This window comes from Lacticaseibacillus sp. YLM2-1 (assembly GCF_056583465.1).
Genome location: NZ_CM152617.1, coordinates 794,390 through 818,673, shown reverse-complemented (window position 1 = coordinate 818,673; position 24,284 = coordinate 794,390). Strand labels below are relative to the sequence as shown.

21 protein-coding genes are annotated in these 24,284 nt (G+C 47.3%); 3 read left to right on the top strand and 18 right to left on the bottom strand.

The window, feature by feature from the left end:
* Window positions 1-322 precede the first annotated feature (322 nt).
* The 13 genes from AC07KQ_RS03880 to ruvA all read right to left on the bottom strand — a co-directional run bounded on the left by AC07KQ_RS03880 (window position 323) and on the right by ruvA (window position 16,875).
* A complete protein-coding gene (locus AC07KQ_RS03880; RefSeq protein ID WP_013245537.1) occupies window positions 323-1,258 on the bottom strand; it encodes a hypothetical protein in 936 nt (311 codons plus the stop codon).
* Between the two features lie 4 nt (window positions 1,259-1,262).
* Window positions 1,263-2,609, bottom strand: a complete 1,347-nt coding sequence (locus AC07KQ_RS03875; RefSeq protein WP_013245536.1) for a DEAD/DEAH box helicase — start codon at window positions 2,607-2,609, stop codon at window positions 1,263-1,265.
* Between the two features lie 5 nt (window positions 2,610-2,614).
* The gene (locus AC07KQ_RS03870) at window positions 2,615-3,571 is read right to left on the bottom strand and encodes a DHH family phosphoesterase (protein ID WP_003563990.1); all 957 of its coding nucleotides are present in this window, start codon (window positions 3,569-3,571) and stop codon (window positions 2,615-2,617) included.
* A 6-nt stretch (window positions 3,572-3,577) separates the two neighbouring features.
* Window positions 3,578-4,891 (bottom strand): DRTGG domain-containing protein, encoded by a 1,314-nt coding sequence (locus AC07KQ_RS03865; RefSeq protein WP_003563989.1) that lies wholly within the window; start codon window positions 4,889-4,891, stop codon window positions 3,578-3,580.
* 274 nt (window positions 4,892-5,165) lie between these two features.
* The gene (gene dinB, locus AC07KQ_RS03860; RefSeq protein ID WP_003563986.1) at window positions 5,166-6,269 is read right to left on the bottom strand and encodes a DNA polymerase IV; all 1,104 of its coding nucleotides are present in this window, start codon (window positions 6,267-6,269) and stop codon (window positions 5,166-5,168) included.
* A gap of 203 nt (window positions 6,270-6,472) precedes the next feature.
* Window positions 6,473-7,960: a glucose-6-phosphate dehydrogenase gene (zwf, locus tag AC07KQ_RS03855; protein WP_003563983.1), complete on the bottom strand. Its 1,488-nt coding sequence runs from the start codon at window positions 7,958-7,960 to the stop codon at window positions 6,473-6,475.
* A 29-nt stretch (window positions 7,961-7,989) separates the two neighbouring features.
* A complete protein-coding gene (locus tag AC07KQ_RS03850; protein ID WP_003563980.1) occupies window positions 7,990-8,634 on the bottom strand; it encodes a metal-dependent transcriptional regulator in 645 nt (214 codons plus the stop codon).
* Window positions 8,635-8,796: 162 nt separating this feature from the next.
* Window positions 8,797-11,403, bottom strand: a complete 2,607-nt coding sequence (gene adhE / locus AC07KQ_RS03845; RefSeq protein WP_003569311.1) for a bifunctional acetaldehyde-CoA/alcohol dehydrogenase — start codon at window positions 11,401-11,403, stop codon at window positions 8,797-8,799.
* Window positions 11,404-11,768: 365 nt separating this feature from the next.
* A complete protein-coding gene (gene yajC, locus AC07KQ_RS03840; RefSeq protein WP_003563975.1) occupies window positions 11,769-12,188 on the bottom strand; it encodes a preprotein translocase subunit YajC in 420 nt (139 codons plus the stop codon).
* Between the two features lie 70 nt (window positions 12,189-12,258).
* Window positions 12,259-13,401, bottom strand: a complete 1,143-nt coding sequence (gene tgt / locus AC07KQ_RS03835; protein WP_003563973.1) for a tRNA guanosine(34) transglycosylase Tgt — start codon at window positions 13,399-13,401, stop codon at window positions 12,259-12,261.
* 520 nt (window positions 13,402-13,921) lie between these two features.
* On the bottom strand, window positions 13,922-14,995 hold the full coding sequence (gene queA, locus AC07KQ_RS03830) for a tRNA preQ1(34) S-adenosylmethionine ribosyltransferase-isomerase QueA (protein ID WP_003563971.1): 1,074 nt from the start codon (window positions 14,993-14,995) through the stop codon (window positions 13,922-13,924).
* 156 nt (window positions 14,996-15,151) lie between these two features.
* On the bottom strand, window positions 15,152-16,168 hold the full coding sequence (gene ruvB / locus AC07KQ_RS03825) for a Holliday junction branch migration DNA helicase RuvB (RefSeq protein WP_003563969.1): 1,017 nt from the start codon (window positions 16,166-16,168) through the stop codon (window positions 15,152-15,154).
* Between the two features lie 110 nt (window positions 16,169-16,278).
* Window positions 16,279-16,875 (bottom strand): Holliday junction branch migration protein RuvA, encoded by a 597-nt coding sequence (gene ruvA, locus AC07KQ_RS03820; protein WP_003563967.1) that lies wholly within the window; start codon window positions 16,873-16,875, stop codon window positions 16,279-16,281.
* A 92-nt stretch (window positions 16,876-16,967) separates the two neighbouring features.
* On the opposite strand from ruvA, the gene AC07KQ_RS03815 reads away from it, so the two are divergent.
* The gene (locus tag AC07KQ_RS03815) at window positions 16,968-17,564 is read left to right on the top strand and encodes a TVP38/TMEM64 family protein (RefSeq protein WP_003563965.1); all 597 of its coding nucleotides are present in this window, start codon (window positions 16,968-16,970) and stop codon (window positions 17,562-17,564) included.
* 142 nt (window positions 17,565-17,706) lie between these two features.
* On the opposite strand, the gene AC07KQ_RS03810 is transcribed toward AC07KQ_RS03815, so the two are convergent.
* From AC07KQ_RS03810 to AC07KQ_RS03800, 3 genes are all read right to left on the bottom strand, one after another.
* Complete coding sequence (locus AC07KQ_RS03810) at window positions 17,707-18,951, bottom strand: ISL3 family transposase (protein WP_013245374.1); 1,245 nt, start codon at window positions 18,949-18,951, stop codon at window positions 17,707-17,709.
* Window positions 18,952-19,139: 188 nt separating this feature from the next.
* A complete protein-coding gene (locus AC07KQ_RS03805) occupies window positions 19,140-19,613 on the bottom strand; it encodes an S-ribosylhomocysteine lyase (protein ID WP_003563944.1) in 474 nt (157 codons plus the stop codon).
* Window positions 19,614-19,738: 125 nt separating this feature from the next.
* Window positions 19,739-20,872 carry a vitamin B12 independent methionine synthase gene (locus AC07KQ_RS03800; RefSeq protein ID WP_003569302.1) on the bottom strand — a complete coding sequence of 378 codons (1,134 nt, stop codon included), beginning with the start codon at window positions 20,870-20,872 and terminating at the stop codon, window positions 19,739-19,741.
* Between the two features lie 490 nt (window positions 20,873-21,362).
* On the opposite strand from AC07KQ_RS03800, the gene AC07KQ_RS03795 reads away from it, so the two are divergent.
* Together AC07KQ_RS03795 and AC07KQ_RS03790 are read left to right on the top strand one after the other, a co-directional pair.
* Window positions 21,363-21,824 carry a DUF3290 family protein gene (locus tag AC07KQ_RS03795; protein ID WP_003563939.1) on the top strand — a complete coding sequence of 154 codons (462 nt, stop codon included), beginning with the start codon at window positions 21,363-21,365 and terminating at the stop codon, window positions 21,822-21,824.
* A 9-nt stretch (window positions 21,825-21,833) separates the two neighbouring features.
* On the top strand, window positions 21,834-22,487 hold the full coding sequence (locus tag AC07KQ_RS03790; protein WP_003563937.1) for a DUF421 domain-containing protein: 654 nt from the start codon (window positions 21,834-21,836) through the stop codon (window positions 22,485-22,487).
* 9 nt (window positions 22,488-22,496) lie between these two features.
* Here the strand turns inward: AC07KQ_RS03790 and AC07KQ_RS03785 are convergent, their stop codons facing one another.
* Complete coding sequence (locus AC07KQ_RS03785; RefSeq protein ID WP_003569294.1) at window positions 22,497-23,342, bottom strand: alpha/beta hydrolase; 846 nt, start codon at window positions 23,340-23,342, stop codon at window positions 22,497-22,499.
* Window positions 23,339-24,244 (bottom strand): hypothetical protein, encoded by a 906-nt coding sequence (locus tag AC07KQ_RS03780; protein WP_274991096.1) that lies wholly within the window; start codon window positions 24,242-24,244, stop codon window positions 23,339-23,341. Before AC07KQ_RS03780 ends, AC07KQ_RS03785 begins: the two co-directional genes overlap by 4 nt.
* Between the last annotated feature and the right edge of the window lie 40 nt (window positions 24,245-24,284).

Below are 24,284 nucleotides of genomic sequence, written 5' to 3'. Positions count from 1 at the left end.
CGGTTTCTAACCGGGCTGGCTCGCGCTCACAAAATAAAAAGCACCATTGCTGCCAAGGGCGCTTGCACGCGGTACCACCTTGGTTGCAATGATGCGAGTCATTACCACTTCATTAATTGTCGTTTAACTAATATCAGGGAGCACATCTTAGCCTGACGCGACCGTTCTCAGCTGTGCGGTCGTTTCTGTCTCGTGCAGGGTTCAACGCATGTCCTAACGAAAACTCATTATAGCTTTTCTGAAAAAAAGGGTCAACTTGTTGTTGATTATTGTCTCATCCTGAGTGTTTAGCGCGCATTCAAACGCCAACGAGTACAGATTCTCAATCCATCGTAATTGTCGCCACGCGCCGATATAAAGCCGTGCCCATGTTCCCTTCGCCTGCCAACTGATAAAACGGTGACAGTGCCAAAGCTTCTTTTGCGGTTGGTTGCGCGGAAAGTAGTGTGCTTTTTTGCATCGCTTCTTGGATTAGCTCACTGCCGGATCTTGTGACCGGAACAGTTAGGCCGAAGCGATTGGGAAGGTAGCGTGGCATGTCTGCTGGCAGGGTATTGCCGAATGAAAATAGGCTGGTGACACCCCCGCCTTGCAAGTATTCATATTGATCTTGGGTTGGCAGGCGGAAGCCGAAGTAACTAAGTGCTTTTTGCAGCTCAGATTTTTGCCAGTTTTTGCTGATGCTGACCTGATAATGGTGCGCACTGGCAAGTCGCAGAATCACCGATCCGCTAGTCAAAGTTGCTGGCCAGCCGGATTGAGAAAACGGATCAAGACTGCCATGGCGGTCCAGCAAGGCCAGCACTTGAGCACGAACAGCCGCGTAGGCCATATGATTGCCCTTAAAAATACGTGTCGTTAAACTGACTCGGCCTAAAATCTCTTCGCTCGCTGGCATTGCTCTCGTTGCCACGAGCATCGCTGGTATATCAACTTGTCGTTCAGGCGAAAGCTGATGGCTCAGGTCTTGCATGGTTAGTCCGCTTTGCCCCAAATAATCAGCCAACTGCCCTTGTTGATCAGCCGCAAAACCTAAGCTAACATTAGGCATCCCCGGGACCAACCGTAACCATTCCCCGCCAATCATTGCCTCGAACGTATGCAAAGTTTGGCCAAAAAAAGTCACCGTCAACGGCCGAATATCGTCAACGGACAATAACGGACTTAGAAAGTATCGTGTGAGTTGCTGAAAAATAAACTTCTGCCGCGCTTCATCCAGCGTGTTCCAGGTCGGCAGGGTCAGGTCGTTGACTGCCATATGCTCACCCTCGTTTGCGGTTCTTGCGTTTTTCTGCTAACAGCGCTTGGCGCCGAGCAATTTTGGTATTTCGTTTGCGTTCTAATAACACCGCAGTTCGAATCTTTTTACGATAATTCGGCATGTGCTTTTGCTTTGCCTTTTTCACCAGACCGCGAATGGCAAGACTGGTGTCTTCTTGCTTCGGTTTGCGGTGAACTCGACGATTGCGGTCATAAGTGTCTACAAGCTCACCGTTTTTGATCATTTTCGGCGCAAACTTAATGCCCATATGCTCTAATTCGGCAATTTGATCTTCCTGTCCCGGTTCGTACAGTGTCACCGCTGTACCAGCCATGCCATTCCGACCGGTTCGGCCCACTCGGTGAATAAAGAACTCGTTGTCGCGGGGAATCTCGGCATTGATGACCATTGAGACCCCTTTGATATCGATACCCCGAGCAGCAAGATCAGTGGCGACCACATACTGATATTTGAGGTCGGCAACATCCTTCATCACGCGCCGACGTTCTCGCGGCTGAATGCCACCATGAATCTTGGCCACCTTCAAACCTTGATGCTTCAAGAAGTCATGGATAGCATCCACGCTGGTCTTGGTGTTAGCAAAAATCAGCACTAAAAAGGGATGCCCCATCGTGACAAGCTGATAGATTAACTCATTTTTATCGCGCCCTTTTGACGCAATCAAAATGTTTTCAACCGTATCAGCAATCACCGACTGCGGTTTCAATTCAATCGTCGTTGGATTGTCCATGTACTTGCGCAAGAAGGGTTCCAGTTTTTGCGGAATAGTCGCCGAAAAAACAGCCATCTGCAGATGATCTGGAAAACTCGAGGCAATCGCATCAACCGTTTCGAGGAAGCCCATATCCAGCGTCATGTCAGCTTCGTCGACTACAAAATGACGGACAGACGATGGCACTAAATCATAGCTTTTGATCATGTCCAAGATTCGACCTGGCGTTCCGATAGCCACATGTGGTTGATGATTTTGCAACTTGTCGATCTGCTTTTGCTTGTCCATTCCCCCGACTAAACGGTTAATCCGAATCGCCGGCTCAGTTTGTATGAGTTGCTGGGCAACCGCATAAATTTGATTGGCTAACTCACGTGAAGGGGCAGTGATCACGACCTGAGTCGCATCTTCGGTAGGATCTACCATACTGAGTAAGGGGACCAAAAAGGCGTGAGTTTTCCCGCTACCGGTCTGGCTTTGCCCAACAATGTTTTCACCACGCAAAAGTGCTGGAATAACTTTTTGTTGAATGGGTGTCGGGGCGGTGATGGCCATTGCATTGAGACCATCGATAACAAAAGGTTTTAGTTGAAATTGTTTGAATTGATTCTCCATAATGCCTACTTTCCTGAGGTCGAATATTCTTTGACCAGTTGATCGAGTTGCGTCTCGATTTGAATCAGTTCGTCAAAATTAGCTGCCTTAGCGCCGCTTGCTAATGGATGACCACCGCCATTGTGTGCTTTGGCAAGTGTGTTGATGATGGGACCTTTTGAACGCAGATGAACACGGTAACCACCTTCTGCCTGTTCAATAAATTCTGCCCAAGCAATGACGGTATCCAGTCGGCCGGGTGTGCCGACAACAGCGCTTACCTGATCATCAGCCAGTTTCAGCTCGTTGATCGCGGTCCGTGGTACCGTCACACTGGCGGCACCTGCTGGGGTAATTTTCAGATGATCGACAACATAGCCTTGCAACCGTGCTTGTGCCAACGTCACCGTGTTCATCCGATTATTAATGGCTGTTGGATCAAAATCCTTTTTAATCAACTCAGCCGCCACCTGCAACGTATGCGGTGTCGTATTGTTAAATAAAAATCGGCCGGTGTCGCCAACAATCCCAGCGTACATTAGGCGAGCAGCCTTATCGCTGAGTTTCAAAACACCGTTGCTGGCGGCGATTAAATCGTAAATCAGTTCAGAGGCAGAGCTAGCGTTGTTATCGACCCAAACAAGATCGCCATACGCATCATCGTTCGGATGATGATCGATTTTGATCAGCATTTTCCCCTTGTTGAAGCGCTCATCAGAAACTCGCGGCGTATCGGCAGTATCGGTCACAATCACGAGAGCATCCTTGTAAACGTCATCAGTAATGGTTTGTTCCTGTGCCAACCAGCTCAAATTGCCAGTGTCACTACCAACCTGATACACTTTCTTATCCGGAAAACTAGCGCGAATGGTTTCTGCTAAGCCAACTTGGGAACCCAACGCATCTGGATCTGGGTTCACATGACGATGGATAATGATTGGATCGTTTGCCTTGATGGCGTTAATAATATCGGTTTGAATCATCAAAAATCAATTCCTTTCTAATAGCTGGCAGGTCACAATCGCTTTAGCAACCTGAACCCCGTCGCTTAAGACATCAACATCCAGCGTCGCATCATGCCTAGTCATCTCAAGTTCACGTAACAAGACGGTGACCACACTTTCTAACTGGATGGGTCGAAATGTTGTTAAATTCAGTCCTTCGACCAACACGTTTCGCCGCCCCGTGTCATGCAAATAACGGGTAGTGCAACCGTTAATGGCTTCAGCCAGCACCCCAAAACTCATAGTGCCAAGCGAATTGGTCATGGCCGGCACGGTTTTCAACTCGTAACCGCCAACGTAAGGCGGTTGCGGTGTGATGGCGGTCAGTTGAGCGCTGACCTGATCGGCAATGGTATTGGATAGTTCGCGACTGTGGGCAATGCCTGTGAGACTTGAAAAAACCGCGTTGCGGGTCACAATTCCCAACAGATTCCAGCTATCATCCACCACCGGCATGGCCGTTAAACCGTTATCCTGCATGGTATGCCCCACAGCAGTCACACTAAGGTAAGGTTTGACAGTTTGCGGATCCTTCTGCATCAACCGTTCAATCGGCACCGTCGGCTTCTTACCGCCAACCAGCGATGGCCGCATGACGCCAACCAATCGCCCATTGCGCGTCACGACCGGCAATGGATATCGCGGATCGGGCAACAGCAAATAATCACCGACCGTCGCCTCAACACCAATGGTTTGAATTTGGGCCAACGGCGTATAAATAGCAGCTACTGTCAAAATATCCTGTTTGATCGCCTGATCTGACAAAGCTCGATTGATCATGGTTGCAACTGTAAAGGTATCATAAGCAGTTTGCAACACAGGCAACTGCTGATCATCCGCCAAGGCGATAATCGCCGCGCTAGTTTCGAATCCCCCGGTGATCAACACCGCAGCACCATCTTCTAGTGCCAGCCGTTGTGCATCTTCACGGTTTCCGACAATCATCAACGAGTTACGCGTGATGTAAGGCCGCATGGCAGCTGGTGTCATCGCCCCGATCACAAATTTGTCCAATTTCTTGTCCATACCGGCCTGCCCGCCTAAAACTTTGGCGTCAATCAAATCAACCAGTGTTTTGAATGTCACAGATTCAATTGGATTTAACGGTTTTTGTTCAATCCGAATCGTGCCGACACGCGCAATCGTCGAGACAAAGCCGGTATTCTCGGCTTCCTTAATAGCTCGATAAGCGGTTCCTTCGCTGACTTTCAAATGCTTTGCGATCGACCGAACGGAAATCTTCTTGCCAACCGCCAAGTTTGCAATATAATCCAAAATCTGCTCATGCTTTGTCGCCATACCATCACCCCACTGCAATCTATCGTTAGTATACCATAGGTTACGGCTGTACTATGACAGACGAAGCGCGAGCCAACCCGGTTAGAAACCGGAGCGTAAGCGGCACTGAACGTGATGACCGGATTTTGGTCATTGCGTTCAGTGTCCTTACGTGCAGGTTTCTGGGTTGGCGAGCGCGTTATGGGAAAAACGTGCGCTAAACCGCATTAATTAGCTCAAGTAGCGCATGCCGTTACCAAAGCCCCTACAGCAAGCACCCCTTCGCTGTTTGTCTTCACAACGGTAAGTCCAAATTCTCATACTGCTTCGGATCCAACCCGGTCACGGTAATCCCAAGTAACCGGATGGCCAAGTTCGACATGGCAACACTGCCCCAGAGCTGCCACGCTGCATCGAAAATGGCTTGTTCGCCTTCGAAGTAGTGATCTTGGGTTAGCCGCTTTGTTTGCGTGATGAAGTCAACATCGCGCACCTTGAGCACCACGGTTTTGCCGTGCATACCTTTTTGATTCAACGATGTCACGACCATCCCTGCCAGATTGTGTAACTGTGTCTGAACCGCCTCGGCGTCAGTTAGAGGCGTGCCATAGGTTCGTTCTTTGCCAATTGACTTCGCCGTCCGAACAGCAACAGGACGATTGTCAACGCCACGAGCATGTTGATAAAGCACAAATCCCATTTTGCCAAACATCCGGAGCAAATCATCTTGCGATAAGGCCCGTAAAGACTTGCCATCAGTGACACCTAAGTCGGTTAACTTCGGCAACGTTTTCTTACCAACCCCGCGAAACTGCTTGATCGGCAGCCGATCCAAAAATAATAGGGCTTGTTCTGGCAAAACCAGTGTACGACCAACCGGTTTATTGTAATCAGAGGCTTGCTTGGCGATAAATTTATTGTAGGAAATGCCAATGGAACTTGTGAGCTGCGTTGCCTGACTAATTTGATCTTGCAGCCACAATGCCAAGGCGATCGTACTCGGGAACATCTTGTTGGCCGTGACATCAAGATAAGCTTCATCGAACGCCACTGGTTCAATTAGATCGGTCACTTGATGAAACAAGGCGTGAATTTGCGCGGACACTGCTTTATATTTTGGAAAATCCGGTGTCTTAAACACCAGTTTTGAACGAGGCACAAGTTGCAAGGCTTCATTGGCCGGCATTGCCGAATGAACGCCATAACGTCTGGCGACATAGTTGGCCGTTGTCACAACACCTTTGCCGCCAGTTGTACGCGGATCCCGGGCAATTACCAAGGCTTTACTACGCAATTGCGGATTATCGCGCATCTCAATTGAAGCATAAAAGGCGTCCATATCCAGATGAATGATTTTCCGGGAAGTATCGTTTTGTAATGGTAATTCAAATAACGCCATGAGCTTCCCCTTCCTCGTATCAACTGTTCTGTTATTCTTTCTGTCGCGCTAGTTCACGTTCAGCTTTAACGATCAAGACCGATTCTACTCGGACCACCTATAACGCGCTCGTCAGCCCAGAAACCCGGGCTGACTCACGTTCACTAAAAAAGGACCCTGACCACCTTTTCGGGTCACAGTCCCTTTTGTTTATCTGTGAAAGCCTAGTCCGCCAGTTTAATTCGGCGTGGTTGCCAGAACCATTGGCGGCCATCACGAGCTAACAAATCAAACGCTGCTTGTGGACCCATCGTGGCAGCCGGATATGTCGGCATTTCTGTCTCCTGTGACCAAGCTGCTTGAATCGCATCGATGAACCGCCAAGATGCCGATAGCTCTGACCAATGAGTAAAGTTTGTCTGGTCGCCTTCAAGCACATTATTGATTAATCGTTCATATGCTTCTGGAGCAGCAGCGGCGGCTTCCGGATCATGACGATACCGCAACTCATCGGGTTCAATATTAAAGCCTGTGCCAAGGGCCTTACCATTCAATTGCAACGAATAGCCTTCACTTGGCTCGATATAAATGGTCAAGCTGTCTGGTTGACTTCCGGTTTCTCGGTTGAATAACGGACTTGCGACCGGTTTAAATGTCAGTGTCAGCTGGGTTGACTTCCGAGTTAACCGTTTACCAGTGCGAATATAAACCGGCACACCCTCCCATTGCGGCATATCTAACATAATTTTGCCTGCGACAAAAGTGGCTGTTTGTGAATTTGCTGCCACGCCTTCTTCTTGCCGATAACCCAGCACTTGGTCGCCATCTACTTCGGCGCTTGCATATTGCGCACGCACAAAATTTTCTTTAGCAGTTGCAAGATCATAAGGCTTCAAAGCGGCAAACACTTGATCCTTGGCCGTCAAAATGTCGTTAGCCGTAAAAGTCTTTGGTTTTGGCATTGTCAGATAAGACAGCACCTGCATCACATGGTTTTGCACCATATCACGCAACGCGCCGGCCTTTTCATAATAGCCAGCTCGTTCTTCAACCCCGACCGCCTCGGAAAGTGTGATTTGAATATTGTCGATGTAATCCTTGTTCCAGACTCCTTCAAAAATGGCATTATCAAACCGAAAAGCCAACAGATTCTGAATCATTTCTTTGCCAAGATAATGGTCAATTCGGAAAATCTGATCATCATCAAAGGTTGCAGTTAACGAATCGTTTAGTTCTTTAGCACTGGCATAATCATGACCAAACGGTTTTTCGATAATTAATCGGTTGAAACCGCGCTCCGTCAGCAAATGTTCCGATTTCAGATGGCTCGCAATTGTTTCGAAGAAATCTGGTGCCATGGCCATGTAAAAGATGCGATTGCCACCAGTCACATACTGATCGTCCAATTTTGCGGCCAGATTTTTCAAGGTAATGTAATGATCTGCATCGGTTACATCATGACTCTGATAAAAGAAATGCTGGGCAAAGGCTTTTGCTTGGTCACGATCCACATCATCGCCAGCGACGGCGTTTTCAACAACCTCGTGATAATGATCATCCGTCCACGGACGCCGCGCTGTGCCGATCACCGCAAAATGCTCAGCGAGGACACCACGACGGTAAAGATTAAACAGTGCGGGATACAACTTGCGTGAGGCTAAATCTCCTGAACCTCCAAAAATAATAATCACAGCACGTGACTCTTCTGGCATGTATACGACCCTGCTTTCTCTAGACTTAATTACAATTCGACAAAAATGTGATCAGCACGATCTGCATCGACCGCCAATTCTTTTCCGGTACGGGCTAACTTGATGATCACGGCATCTAAGGTTTTCGCAGTCACCGTGAATTCATCATCCAGCCGCAGGTCAATTTTAACCGTGTAATCAATCAACGAAACTTCATCAATCACGCGTTCAATATGCCCGCTTTGCCCAACATCTAACGTGCCTAATGTCACCCGACTTTGTTGGAGATAGTGGCCATTGGCATCCGGAATAACACCGCCGTGCGGACAATAGCGAGGTTCGCCCAACATGGCTGACAACCGTTTGGCCATTTCCGGCGTTAAGGCATGTTCCAGTTTTTCTGCTTCTTGATGGACCGCATCAGCTGGATATTTAAGGCACTGAACCAGAAATACTTCCCAGAGCCGATGATTACGCACCAAAATGGCCGCCTTTTTCCGGCCAGCTGATGTCAGCTGGATACCTTGATAAGGCGTGTGCGCAACCAGTTTTTCTTCGCCCAGTTTGTTGATCATCTCACTGACCGAAGCAGCAGAAACATGCATACCGGCAACGATTTGTTTATTAGAGACCAGCTGTGTATCGCCGCCAATCTCAAAAATCAATTTAAGATAATCCTCTTTATTCGGTGTCATTTTACATCCTTACTTTTAATTTGCAGTCACTGTACTCCATTATGCCATGAGTCACACAAAAAAACACGCCAATTTACTGACGTGTTTTTCGTGATCGGCTCAAATAATGTCGCCATTGAATTCTCTGCGCCGATCATTGTGAAATGATTAGCGGCAAACATCTTAGAAAGTGGATTCGGTGCCTTCATATTCATCAAGGATGATATGCTTCAAGTCGCCGATTAACGGTTCTTGCGGGTTGGTAACGGTGCAGTTGTCTTCATAAGCCAGTTCTGCAAGACGATCAACTTGCTTGTCGAGATCAGCCTTTTTAACGCCTTGTTCCTTCAAACTGAGCTTGACGCCAACACTGTGAGCCAGCTTGATGAAGGCCTGGACATAGCTTTCAACCAATTCATCAGTTGTCTTGCCAGGAAGGCCAAGGTAGCGAGCGATTTCTGCGTAGTCTTCGTTAGCGCGGAAGTAGCTATACTTCGCCCAGATAGCGCGCTTCTTCGGTTGACTCGCATTGAAGCGAATAACATGTGGCATCGTGATCGCGATGCAACGACCGTGAGGCAGATGGAACGCTTGCCCAATCTTATGCGCGATGCTGTGGTTAATGCCCAACAGTGCGTTGGCAAAGGCCATCCCGGCAATGGTTGAAGCATCATGCATCTTTGACTTTGCTTCGACGTCGCCATGATAACTCTTTTCCAGATTTTCGAAGACCAACTTGATTGCTTCCAGACTCAGGCCCTTCGTGTAATGAGTGGCCATGGTTGAAACATAACTTTCGGTTGCGTGGCAGAGCACATCCAAACCGGAATCAGCGACAACCACTGGCGGTACGGATTCGATGAACTGACTGTCCACAATCGCGATGTCTGGCGTCAATGCATAGTCAGCTAACGGATACTTGATGCCAGCCTTGGAATCGGTGATAACCGCAAAAGGTGTTACTTCTGAACCAGTCCCAGAAGTTGTTGGAATGCAGACAAGCTTTGTCTTATTCAGATTCGGGAAGGTGTAAGTCCGCTTCCGAATATCCAAGAATTTCTGCTTAGCGCCGAAGAAATCAGCATCCCCGGCATCGTTGAACAAGCACATCCCTTTGGCAGCATCCATAACAGACCCGCCGCCGATAGCAATGACGGTATCCGGTCCAAATGAGCGCATGATATCGGTCCCCTTGAAGACCGTGTCAGTTGATGGATCAGGTTCAACATCGACAAAAGTCTGAACTTGAACAGGATTTTCACGCCGAGCCAGAACATCTTCAACGATCTTGACGAAGCCTAACTTTTCCATGCTTCGATCAGCAACGATGAAGGCCCGTTTGATGCCTTCCATGTGTTCGAGGTAACGAACAGAATTCTTTTCAAAATAGATCTTTGGTGGCAATTTCATCCACTGCATGTTATTGCGGCGTTTTGCCATTGTCTTGATGTTAAGCAAGTCGACCGTCCCCACGTTATGCGAAATTGAGTTACCACCGTATGAGCCGCAGCCCAGTGTCAAACTTGGAATCATTTCGTTGTAAAGATCGCCAATCCCGCCGACAGAAGATGGTGTGTTGATCAAAATCCGGCAAGCTTGCATAGCATCGGCATACTTCAAAGCTAACTCATCATCAGCCGTGTGAATGACTGCCGTATGACCCAAACCGCCGATATCAAGCATGGTTTCACATTTCTTGAAGGCATCTTCGTGACCATCTGCTTTGACCATGGCCAGTACTGGACTTAGTTTTTCACGAGACAGTGGATACTTTTCGCCAACACCTTTCAATTCAGCAATCAGAATCGTGGTGTTATCAGGAATCGTGATCCCCGCCCATTCAGCAATCTGCTTAGGACTTTGACCAACGATTCGCGGATTGACACTTTGCTTTTCAAGATTAATGACGGTACTTTCGAACTTCTTCATGTCCTTCTGTTTAACGAAGTAAGCACCTTGGGCTTCAAATTCCTTCTTCACATCATCGTAAATGCTGGAATCAATAATCACGCCTTGTTCGGAAGCACAGATCATGCCATTATCAAAACTCTTTGAAAGTACTAAGTCATTGACAGCTTGTTTGATGTTAGCGCTGGCTTCAATGTAAGCTGGCGCATTCCCGGCCCCAACACCCAGTGCTGGCTTGCCTGATGAATAGGCGGACTTAACCATGCCAGGACCGCCCGTTGCCAAAATCGTGGCGATACCAGGGTGATCCATCAAAGCTTTAGTCGCATCCATACTTGGTACAGGGATATATTGCAAAGCACCCTTTGGTAAGCCTGCTTTTTCGGCTTCATCACGGATGACCTCCAACGCACGCGCTGAAGACTTTTGGGCACCCGGATGGAAGGCGAAAATGATTGGATTACGGGTTTTAATGGCAATTTCGGATTTGAACATGGTCGTTGAAGTTGGGTTCGTCACTGGCGTCACACCAGCAATGACACCAATTGGTTCAGCAATCGATACCAAGCCGCGTTGTTTGTCTTCGTTGATCACACCAACGGTCTTGTTGTTCTTGATTGAATGCCAAATTTCTTCGGTGGCGAACATGTTCTTGATCGCTTTATCTTCCCACACGCCACGGCCCGTCTCGTCAACAGCGAGTTTTGCCAATTCCATATGATGATCCAAACCAGCGATTGCCATCCGATGAACGATGTGATCGATCTTTTCTTGATCGAAAGTTTTCATGATCTTCAAAGCGGCATGCGCATTCGCAACCAATTCGTCAACCATACTCTTAACATCAACTTCGGTAGCAGTCTTCGCAGTATTCTTTAACATGAGCTTACCTCCAAGTGTATTGCGGAATTTTTTGTTAACCATTTCACAAGAACATCATAACCGGTCTTTGTGATTTTGTAAACAATTTTGGTGAATTTTTTCACGAAAAATCGACTTGCTCACTGATGTTGTTGTGTTCATTGACTTTAATTGCTTATTTCACTTTGTATTTTTTTGAACTATTAAGGTAAATTTGCAGTTTTTTTCTGACTTAGAGGTCTTTTAAAGTCATTTATCAAAAAAGAACGCGGTGTTTTGACATCTCCCCGTGATAGGCGCCAATCCGCTCTTAAAACGCAAAAAAAGAGAAGGCTAAACGCCTTCCCTTACGTCACCTATATTGAATTCTCTATCAGATGACGAATCTATTTGTCGTCTTCTGCCTTGCTATCACTTTTGGCATCGGTTTGATCGTCAGCCTTTGGTGCAGCCTCTTCAACTGGTTTAGCTTCGCGTTGTTCATCCGTATTATGCGCTTCTTCAGCCTTTGTCACGGTAGCGGCTGGCGCAGGCGCTGCAGGACGAGTTGCTGTGCCGCGAACAGCACTCAAGTTAAAGGTCAAATAGATGCCGTCAGAATCAATGACAACCGTCCCAGCTTGCTGGTCGATTGAATCAATGACACCGTGCAACCCACCGATTGTGATGATGGGGTCGCCTTTTTTAAGCTGATTCAACATTTCTTGACGCTTTTGCTGTTGTTTCTTTTGCGGACGAACCATGCCAAAATACATGAAGCCCACAAAAAGTAGCAGCATAAAGATCATTGTCACATTACCATTCAATTTAGGCACCTCTTATTTTTATTTTGTCAACAAACAGTGTAACAGAATTAGGCGGTCTACTCCAAATAATCTAAAAATTCTTTGCTTTTTCTTTGTTGTATCCGTAAGCTTCAAAGAAATCTTCACGGAAAGCCAGCAAATCATCATTGGCAATCGCTTCACGCACTTGCTGCATCAAGTGCAGTAAGAAGTAGAGATTATGGTAGGTCGTCAACCGAATACCGAAAGCTTCACCAACATGGATCAGATGGCGAATATAGGCGCGGCTATAGTTACGACACGTGTAGCAATCGCAATTAGGATCCAGCGGTCCAAAGTCATGCGCATATTTCGCATTTTTAATGACGAGCCGGCCACGGCTGGTCATGCAAGTACCATTTCGGGCAATCCGAGTTGGTAAGACGCAGTCAAACATATCAATGCCACGCAAGGCGCCATCAATCAGCGCATCCGCAGAGCCGACACCCATCAAATAGCGCGGTTTGTTTTCCGGCAGCAGCGGGGTAGTGAAATCAAGGACATGGTTCATCTCATCTTTTGATTCACCAACAGACAAGCCACCAATCGAATAGCCAGGAAAATCCAGGCTAACGAGATCCTTAGCACTTTGCTCGCGCAAGTCTTTGAATCCGGCACCTTGCACAATACCAAAAAGCGCCTGCCAATCAGGATTCTTGTGAGCCTGCAAGCCACGTTCAGCCCAACGACTGGTTCGAGCAACACTCTTTTTAACATAATCATAGCTTTCAAAAAACGGCGGACATTCATCCAAACTCATCATGATGTCAGGTCCCAACGCGTTTTCAATCGCGATCGCCTTTTCTGGGGACAGGAACATCTTGGCACCATTCAAATGATTTTTGAAAGTGACACCTTCTTCAGTAATATGTCTAGTGTCGGCTAGCGAAAAGACTTGAAAGCCACCTGAGTCAGTCAGGATACCTTTGTGCCAGTTCATAAACTTGTGCAAGCCGCCCGCTTCTTCAATCAGTTCTGGCCCCGGCCGTAACCACAGATGATACGTGTTCGCCAAGATAACAGTGGCCCCCATCGTATCCAATTCTTCAGGCGCCATTGTTTTCACGCTCGCCTGTGTGCCAACAGGCATAAACATTGGGGTGGGAAATGTGCCGTGCGGCGTGATCAATTCACCCAACCGCGCACCGCTATGCTTATCCTGATGAATCAGACGATACTTAACTGCTGGTTCCATACATTCTCCTCATTCATGGCAATGCCCTCGCAGCACCGCCGCTTGATTTTCTCGTGACGTCAGTTTAACAGAGTTACTTGTTATTTAAAAGTAAGTGCATGCATATCATGATTGACTTAACCTTCAAGAAAGTCCGAGCTTTCCGCTTTTCTCATACCATCTTCCCTGTTAGAATGAAGTTAAGGACGGGATCACCGTTACCGTAGTTTTCGCACTTCCCGGGTTTTGACCCGGCCATTGTGATCGCCTATGAATACGTTGTTCCACGCAGCGATGCGTTAAAAGAAAAATCGAGACATGTCTGTTGGTATGTGTTGATGTGATCCCGTCCGTTAAAAAATCGGCTTGCATTTAAGCAAGCCGATTTTTTAGTGAGCGCGAATAAGTTGCTGGGACTGCGAACGCGTGATAGTTGCGCGCAAGCCAGCGGTTAACACCCGGAAAGTAAGCGGCTAAGCTCTTTACAGACAAGTTGCCGGGCTAGTAAACACACTAAAGTGAGCAGAAACTAGCTTCGTGATTAGTAAATGAACATCGCATCGCCAAAGCTGAAGAAGCGATATTTTTCGTCGATCGCATGCTTATACGCATTTAAAATTGTATCGCGTCCGGTGAACGCTGCCACGAGCATAACTAACGTTGACTTTGGCAAATGGAAGTTGGTGATAAACGCATCAACAACCTTCCACTGATACCCTGGCTTGATAAAAATGTCAGTCCAACCCGAATCTGCCTTGATGGCACCATCAAATTTGGTACCGATGGCCTCGAGGGTGCGAATGGATGTCGTACCGGTAGCAATAATTCGACCGCCATTGTCGCGAACATCATTCAGTGTCGCTGCTGCTTCTGGAGTCAACCGATAAAATTCACTGTGCATTTTATGTGCTTCGATGTTTTCCTCAACTACTGGCCGGAAAGTACCCAAGCCAACATGCAACGTCAAGTAAACCAACTTGACGCCCTTTTCTTGCACTTTTTTCAGCAAGTCTTTGGTCCAGTGAAGACCGGCTGTCGGTGCCGCTGCAGAGCCTAACTCTTTAGAATAAACAGTTTGATACATTTCTGGATCTTCAAGCTTTTCCTTGATGTAAGGCGGCAATGGCGTCTCGCCTAACTTATCAAGAATTTCCATAAAGATGCCGTCATAGTCAAAGTGAATCATTCGACCACCATGTTCGAGTTCCTTGGTAACTGTGGCCTTTAGTAAGCCATCGCCAAAATCAATCACCGTGCCAACCGGAGCCTTGCGCGCAGGCTTCATCAAGGTTTCCCAATCATCACCAGATGTGTTGTTAAGCAATAACACTTCCATATGGGCACCAGTCTCTGGCTTAACCCCATACAATCGCGCTGGCATCACCCGCGTATCATTCATGACCAACGCATCACCTGGCTTGAAATAATCAAGAATGTCGTAAAAATGCTTATCTTGCATCTCACCAGTTTCAGAATTTAATACCAACAGCCGACTGGCATCACGTTCCTTCAAAGGTGTCTGCGCAATCAATTCATGCGGCAGGTCATAATCGAAATCCGATAGCTGATAATGTTTGTCTTCTACTTTGTGATAACGTTTGTTCTCTTGCACCATATTCGCTTCCATTCATTTTAATCAGTGAGCGCGAGCAGGAGCGCTTAGAAGCCGGAGCATAAGTGGGCTTGAGTCAAAATGGCCCGATCTTGGTCGTTTTGACTCAAGGTCCTTATGTGCAGGCTTCTGCGACTGCGAGCGCGTTTAGCATGTTGCCTAATGTTGCTCAGCCGACAGCCCCATATGTGCAAATCCGGCTGGCGTCACCATGCGGCCACGCGGCGTTCGTTTCAAATACCCGATCTGTAACAGATAAGGCTCATACATTTCCTCAATCGTTGCCATTTCCTCGCCGATGTTAGCGGCAATCGTTGAGAGTCCAACGGGGCCACCTTCGTAATCACGAATCATGAACATCAACAGTTTGCGATCAATTTGGTCTAAGCCTTGCTGATCGACTTGCAGCTGGTCAAGCGCATGGTCAACCATTTGTATATCAACTGGACTCTGCCCCGCAACTTCGGCAAAATCACGGATACGTTTGAGCAGCCGATTAGCAACCCGCGGTGTTCCCCGCGACCGTCGGGCAATTTCATGAGCACCTTCAGCATCAATCGCCATATCGAAAATTGTTGCTGATCGTTTGACGATCTCACTGAGGTCATCAGCAGAATAATACGCCATATGTTCACTGATGCCAAATCGATCACGTAACGGAGCGGAAAGCATGCCAGCGCGCGTTGTCGCCCCAATTAAGGTGAAGGGAGGAAGCGGGAAATGCACAGGGTGGGCGGTTGGCCCTTGACCAACCACAATATCAATATAAAAATCTTCCATCGCTGAATAAAGCATTTCTTCGACAATTTTTGGTAGACGGTGAATTTCATCAATGAACAAGACATCACCGGGATGCAATTCATTCAGCAGTGCCACTAAATCACCCGGTTTTTCGATAGCAGGCCCTGATGTCGTGCGAATATTGACGCCCAGTTCATTGGCAATCACCAAAGCCAACGTCGTTTTTCCCAAACCAGGCGGTCCATAGAGCAGAACATGATCCAATGACTCTTCGCGCTGTTTGGCAGCCGTGATATAGACTTCCAACTGATGTTTGACGCGATCCTGACCAATATACTGCGCGAGCATCCGGGGACGTAAACTTTTTTCGATCTGTGCTTCATTCGAATCGTCAACGTCGCCAGAAACCAAGCGATCCTTGTCTGCGTCTGCCAAAAGCCCACTTCCTCTCTAGTTAACATGCTATTAAAAGCACGGGAAAAATTTTATCGTGATTCAAAAGCCGCTTCCGTTGTCGTCAACGGTCAGCTTCAGTATAATCAAGCCTAAGCCTTGCCGCTTAATAGCCGCAAGCCTTCGCGTAAATAGGCATCAGTTGTCTTGGCACTGAATGCCTTCAGTGTGTCAGTGAGACCATCAACGGTGCGTTGCGGGTAGCCCAATGCCACGAGTGCCGCTAACGCATCTGCAAGTTCCGAATCAACGTCACTGGCAACTGGCGCAATCGCTGCTGCCGCTGGTTGTCCATCTGTTGTGATTTTACCTTTGAGATCGAGGATAATCTGGGCAGCTGTTTTCTTACCGATCCCAGGAAACTTAGTCAAAAACTTCACATCATCTTGAGCAATCGCAGTCGCCAAGCCGCCGCTAGACACGTTCGCCAAAATGGCCAACGCTGACTTCGGGCCAATGCCTGTGACCGTCAATAGCTGGTTAAAGGTACGCTTATCCGCAGCACCTTCGAATCCATAAAGTGTCTGGTCGTTGTCGCGAATGATCAGCTGCACATAAACACGTTTTTGCTCGCCAGCTTCAAAATGATAAGGGTTGGCTACCAGCAGACGGAACCCGATGCCATGCACATCGATGACGATGTAAGCCGGGGTCACCGCCTGAATAATGCCTTCAAAATACTCGTACATAAGCTCTCCATTCAGTACGTATGTTTGGTATGCTTGATTCATTGTAGCATAGATGTTTTCCTGATGATGAACTGTTCTGAGGCCAAAAATAAATGAATCCAAAAAATGTGCGTCGTCTGATTAATTTTGCCACCATCGTTGTTGTTATCTTATTAGCAGCAGTAGCCATTTACTGGTATGACTTAGGTATTCTTTCAAACATCAATGCTCTGCAGGCTTACATTGCTCGCCTCGGAATAGCCGGCGCTTTATTTTTTATGCTCATTCAAGTCATTCAGGTTGTCATCCCGATCATTCCTGGCGGTGTCAGTACGGCGGCTGGCGTGATTTTGTTTGGCCCATGGACAGGCTTTTTTTACAACTACATCGGTATTGCAATTGGCTCGTTTATCAATTTCCATCTTGCTCGGCGATTTGGTAAGCCGCTGCTTACTTATCTGATCTCTGAAAAGACCTATAACAAATACATCGGCTATACCAAAAATCAGCAACGCTTTGATCGCTTTTTCACGCTTGCTATCATTTTACCGGTTGCTCCTGACGACGTTTTGTGTCTGCTTGCCGGGTTAACTAAAATGACCTTTAAAAAGTTTTTTTGGATCATTATTTTAGGCAAACCTATCACAATCCTCGCCTACAGTATGAGTTTGATTTATGGCGGGCAATGGCTAATCCACTTATTTCAATAATCCTTCGAACATGAAAATGGCACTGTCAAACTCATTTAGCGAGTTGTAGCAGTGCCATTTTTATGGCTCTGCGTCAACTGGTGTTGAAGAATAAATTTATCATTTGAGGCGGTTCTCCATTTGGGGAGCCGTCTTTGTCATGTTATGCCGTGATTTGGTAGATTCGTTTGAAGAAGTTCAGCTGATTCTTGAAGCCAAAACAGGATCGTTTGAGTGACTTGATGAGGCGGTTAACGCCTTCGATCGGACCGTTGGAATAAGGGCTGGTGACAGCGGCGAGAACAGCGACTTTGTGTCGCTTAAGCGTCGCGATCGTCATGTCCATTGCCGTACCGTTTGGCTCGTAAGTAGCTAACAGGTTTGCCAGTTCCGCGGGATGTTTCTTCACCATCAAAGCATCATGAAGTGCTAAGTAGGTCTCGTAGGTTTGCTTGAGCTTGGGCTCAGTATCAAGTGCGATATCGATGGCCTCCTGTTGCGTGACGTATTCATTCAAACCAAACAGGAACTGTTTGTGTTTAGCGTCAGGCGCGGTTTGATGAAAAAGCCGCCAGTTTGTCTTCATGATCTTATAAGGACGGCTGTGTTTGTCATCAAGCTGTTTGAGCGCTTGGACGCGTACCTGATCAAGGGCACGAGCCGCAAGTTGAATGATATGGAACCGATCAATGACGACTTGGGCCTTGGGGAAAACCTCATGAATAATCGTTTGATAAGCTGCATTCATGTCCATGGTGACCGTCTGGACCCGAGTGCGGTCAGCGAGTGAATAATGAGCGATGAAAAAATTTTTAATCGTGCGGTTGAATCGATCACCAAGCAAGGCAATCAGACGATGTGAATCGGCATCAAGACAGATAAACGACATCATGCCATGAGTGGAACGGAACTCATCAAAGCAGAGTCGCGTGGGTAGCCGGCGAGCCGGTCGGAGTTTGAGATTTTGGTCAATGATCCGTTGAACCGAGGAGGCTGAGATTCCGATAATACGGGCGATGGTTTTGACTGGCAACCGTTCATGCGCTAACTTCATGATTCGCTCTGTCATGTGAGCGGCGATCGTGTGGTTGGGTTGCACGAGTGGCGTCTTGGCACTGACTGTGTGGTAACAGTTATGACAGCGCCATCGTTGCTTGTGCAAGTCAATGACTGTCGGCATTTCAACCCCGTTGAGGACGCGCACGTGGGCCGTGTAAAACCCGTTAGGGTGCAAGGCCTCAAAGCCACACAGTGGGCACCGGGTTAACCGGTAAGTCAGCTCGGCATCAATCACATGATACTGGCGGCGACGTACCCCGTTGCCGCGATATTCATGACGAACAAAGGCAACTTTGATATTATGGTCTGGTATTCCAAGGACGGACAGTGTAGGATCGTATTGGGACATTTACTCATAACCTCGCTTGCTTTTGGTTTCGACGCTAACAAGCATAGCATGGACACTGAGTAGGTGTCTTTTTGCGTTATCCAAAAAGGGCCTACACGTTCAGTGTTGATTATTTCTCAACACCAGAAAGTGTAGACCCATTTTTATGCGGTAATTTTGAGCTGGTGGGATACTTTTGAAACCAAGCCTCAGACAACCTGACGCGTGTATGGGTCATTTGAAATGCCGCGGCTCAAAATTAACTTCGCCCATTCCTTTGCTGAAAACAGGCTGTGATCCTTGTAATTGCCACAACTCTTGATGTCAACACCAGGGACGTCATCCCAAGTAATGTCATTGGCAATGGCCTCTAAACTTGACTTCAAAGCCTTGGCCACTTCGGTTGTGCTGTGCTCACCCCAAGTAATCAAGTGGAAACCGGTGCGGCAGCCGAATGGTGAACAATCAATAACGCCGTCCATCCGATCGCGCAATAACGATGCCAGCAAGTGTTCAATCGTGTGCAAGCCAGCCGTATCAATGGCTGCTGTATTTGGTTGTACCAACCGCAAATCATAGTTTGAAATCACATCACCCTTTGCACCATGCTCTGTCGTAATCAACCGAACATAAGGTGCTTTAACAGCTGTGTGATCCAAGGTGAAACTTTCAACTTTTGCCATAATATAGAAATCTCCCTTTTAGTTTTGATGACACATTTATCATATAACACAACAGTGGTATCTGTTAAAAAAATCTGAGCGCGAGCAGTAGCGCTCAGAAGCCGAAACATAAGTGAAAAAACAATCTAAGCATCCGCCCAAACTCGCTTGGCAATTTTTTGAACCAGAGCCAGTTTCGCCCACTGGTCATCTTCAGTAACCTTGTTACCTTCTTCGGTTGAAGCAAAACCGCATTGAGTGGACAACGCCAGATTCGTCAGCGGTACGTACTCAGTCGCAGCGTTAATTCGCTTGATAACGGCATCCTCATCTTCCAATTCAGGAAACTTCGAAGTGATCAGGCCTAGAACAATGCGCTTATTAGTATCGCCGTGCCACAACTTTGTTAACGGTTCAAAAGACCCCGAACGCTGATTATCATACTCTAGGAATAAGCCGTCATACGGCAAATCACCGATGTAATCTGCCACATATTGATACCCGCCGGAAAACAGGAATGTCGACTGGAAATTGCCGCGACAGATATGCGACGTCACGGTCAAGTCTTCTGGCAGTTTCACCAAAACGGCCTTGATCACGCGGTGTGCCAATTTAGCGAGGTCAATAAACCGCTGATGCGCCTTGGGATCATTTTCAGTATCTTTTAGATTCTGAATCAAGTAGGCCCAGTTAGTATCGTCAATTTGAAGATAGCGGGCACCTAAATCATAGAAATGTTGAATCGTATCCACATAGGCTTGGACAACGTCAGCCAAATAATCATCAAATCTGTCATAATATTTTGCCCAGTTATCGCTGCGATGGTCACGAAAGAGCAATGCAGGACTCGGGATGGTCTGTTTGGGGAGAACCCCTTCTGGCACAATGCTCTGCAAATACTTAAAGGCGGCAAAAAATGGGTGATCAGGATTGAAGCTGACTTTCCCAGCAAGATGCACATTAGCTGCTGCGTTAATGCCGCCTTTGAAGTCGTGTTCATACTGCCAACTATCATCTTTTTCAAAACCGTTCAAGCCCCATAAAAAGTCTAGATGCCAATAACGGCGGGAGAACTCACCATCCGTCACAGCTTTGAAGCCAAGTTCAACTTGTCGTTTGACGATACGCTCAATGGCTGCGTGTTGAATGTTGAGTTCCTGATCTTGTTTAATTTCACCGATCGCAAGTTGTTGATGCGCCGCTTTTAAGCGTTCAGGCCGAAGCAAGCTGCCGACTAAATCGGCGCGGAAAGGAGCTTTTATTTGAACTTTTTCTGTCATGATGGTGGTCCTCCTTATTTTTCGTCGACAGACGCAGTGATGGCTTTTGCGGAAAGAATGTTGGGAGGGGGCGGTGCTTACGATGGCTTGGGAAGTGGGTTGGGGCTGGCTCGCGCTCACAAAAAAGTCGCCCCTTGACCATTTCTGATCAAGGGGCGACTTTGCGCGTTACCACCCTTATTCGCACTGGTTTTGATGCCAATGCCTCAACGGTACCAATTTTGATACCCGGCATGGTAACGGGTGCGCCCGTTTCAGTGGCGTGAACCGCTGAAAAGCAGTTTGGAGCTCATCTTCCCTGATTAACTGATCGCCTGCTTTCACTGTTCAGGCTCGCTTGTGATCTGCGCTTCAGGTACTCTTCTCCGCAAAGCAATCTGTCTGTCTAGGTTGGCATTATCATAACACCGCCAATCAAACTGTCAAGAATAACTTCTGTCATGTTCTGTTTCTGGTATGCTTTTGGTAGTTACTTTTTTGGAGGTGTCTCATGGGAACAACTTTTTATGCTTACAGCGTCTTAACTCGCCAAACTACTTGGCAAAGTACCTTCCGTTACATCATCATCATGGCAGGAGCTGTTGTGATTGTCGCCTATCTCATCTATTTTTTGCGCCACAAACACACAAACAAATATCGCGATCTATTAATTTTAGTTGCGTTGATTGAACTATTAACCATCGGCATTCAAATTCGTGATCTGCAAGCGAGCCGCACCGCAACCGCTGATTCACAGGCAGTCGCGACACTGTTGCGCAGTGTTGCCAAGCAAAAACAGGTGGGTGTGCAACAAGTCTATGCTAACAGCAACACGGTTCACACTGGCATGCTCGTCACCATCGGTAAGTCAACGAAAACCATGTTTACGGTGACGATCAATGCGGACAACAATAGCTACCAGCTAGATAAAACCACCTTGATTGTGCCTCAAGCAAACTTTGTGACCAAGTAGGAGGCTGTCATGCAACTTTTTAGAGATCCATATTTCATCACGGCAATGAAACTCTTACTAGGCTTCATTGTGTTCGTTGCCCAAATCAAGCTCACCGGCAAAGGTAACCTTGCCCCAGCAACGATTGTTGATCAAATGCAGAATTACGTCCTTGGCGGTATTATCGGCGGGGTGATTTACAATACTGATATCGGCTTGCTCCAATTTGTAAACGTACTGCTGATTTGGACACTCATTGTTTTCAGTTCGAAATACTTAACTAACCATAACCGTTGGATCAAGCGTCTGATTGACGGCGAGCCTTTATTGGTCGTGCAGCATGGCAAAATTCGTGTAGAGACGGCGACTCAAGTCGGTCTTTCGGCAAATGATTTGGCTTACAAATTACGAACTGCTGGCGTAAACGATCTTCGCGATGTTCGGCAAGCCTATCTAGAACAAAATGGTCAGCTTAATGTCATCCTCAAAGGCGATGAAACCATCAAATACCCGTTGATTCTAGATGGCCAGATTGATCCCGCCGCACTTGATGCCATTGATCATGATGAAGACTGGCTGAAAGCACAGCTACAGGAGCAAGGCTATGAAACTGGCGACGTTTACATGGCCAACTATCTTAGTGGCAAAGTCGTTGTCACGCCGTATGACCCTAACAAAAACTAGCGCATACCCTCACCAAATAAAATTATCAACCGCCTTAGCCACCTGTGGATTTTCATGAAGCGCACTATGCTGCGCTTTTTTGCCAACAAATTCTTTTTCTTGATAACTGGCGGCGCGCCCTTCAACTAGGTACTGCAATGAGCGCGATGAATTGTTTGCGACACGACCGTCTGAGTCTGAACCATCATCCACATCACCATAAATGTTCAAAACCTTCACATTTTTTGGAAAACGATCGCGCATTCTGGCTAACGTGGCATAATTCTCATCCGGCGGCGTCGGATAACCGTTTGGAGCAAGTTTAATACGATGAGGCTCATCGCCCATGCCGATAATACCGTCAAAATGGCCAGCAATCGCCACGTAAGCCCGCATTTTTGGCAATTTAGGGTGATCTGAGTTTTGAGTTGCATAGAACATCACTGCCATATTGCCCATCGAATGGGCCACAAAGTTGACCTGGCGAACGCCGTAACGTTGATAAAGTTCGCGATTAATGGTCGTCAACCAACCCGCTAGCTTGGCGTAATCCGGATTGACATTATCCTGAAAAATCACCTGAACTATCGGCTTGCTGACATGCCGTGCATTTCCTTGCCAGCTAACTTTACCATTTTTAGCGACAGTGGCCGTGAGCACCTTAGTTGCGCCAGACTGCTCAGCATGTCGAATCAAGGTATTAGTCGAGCCAGCACCCCCTGAATAGCCATGCAAGTATAGCGTTGCGGTTTGACCAATCGTCGTTTTCTCTGTCGTCGGTGTATCGGTGGGTTGTTCCTGATACCAGTACCAACCCGCTCCAGCGATAACCACAACCGCCGCAAATACGATAACAACCCAGCGTTTTAGTTTCATAAAGCACTCCTTTCAGCCGTTAATAAGTCATCGTCCTCAGCCTGAGCGCGCGGGAAAAAGTGGCTCACACCCGCAACAAGCAAACCGATGATAATCGTCCATCCTGCGACGCGCTGCCATAATGGCGAGTAAGCCAGAATCAGATCACGTGTCAGTTGTTGATTAATCGCAGTGCGTGATACGACAGCACCTAAGAAAGGATTCGCGGTGACAAACATGGCCATGAATCCGCCAACATATCCCATGACATAGGTCGAACGACCAGTTACTGCTAAGAAACGCCGCCATGAATGAGCGGTTTTGATCATAATGAGCAAAACAAAGGCCATCAGGATCGCCGCGACAATCACAGCTGTTTGCGTCATCAAAACCAGCAATGGATAAACTAATCCCCAGCCTTGTGCCATCACGTGTAAATTAATTTCGCGCTCAAGCGTTGTTTTCAAACTGGCGAGTACTTTTTTTTGATCAAAATTTTGATGCTGCACAGTCGCTGCCGTTTGTAAGCGACTTGTGACACTCTCTTCAATGGTCGTCAACGAAACATGTGGCTGATGTAGTGAACTGGCCGCCACCATATTCTTAGCCAGTCTCTGGGTATCATCTGTAGTGACGAGCACTGTTCTTTTATCCAGTGATGCCCCACTTTTCGCTGCAGTTGTTAACAACTGCTGATTCAACGTTTGCGTCAATTGATCTAGGCCTTTACTCTTGACGATAACCGCCTCGGTCCGCACTGGTGAGCCAATTGTGAGCATCATCCCTGTACTAAAAGCTTCGACAAATAATAATACCCAAAAAATCATCGTGAATAGTGCAAACCAGCTTCGTGAAACGGCTCGCCATTGCTGTGTTTTCGTGATAATCCCCTCTTTGTAAACGCGTAAAACTCCTACCAGCACAGAAACTAGACTGGTTTGCGCGCTATCTTTTGGCTTTATT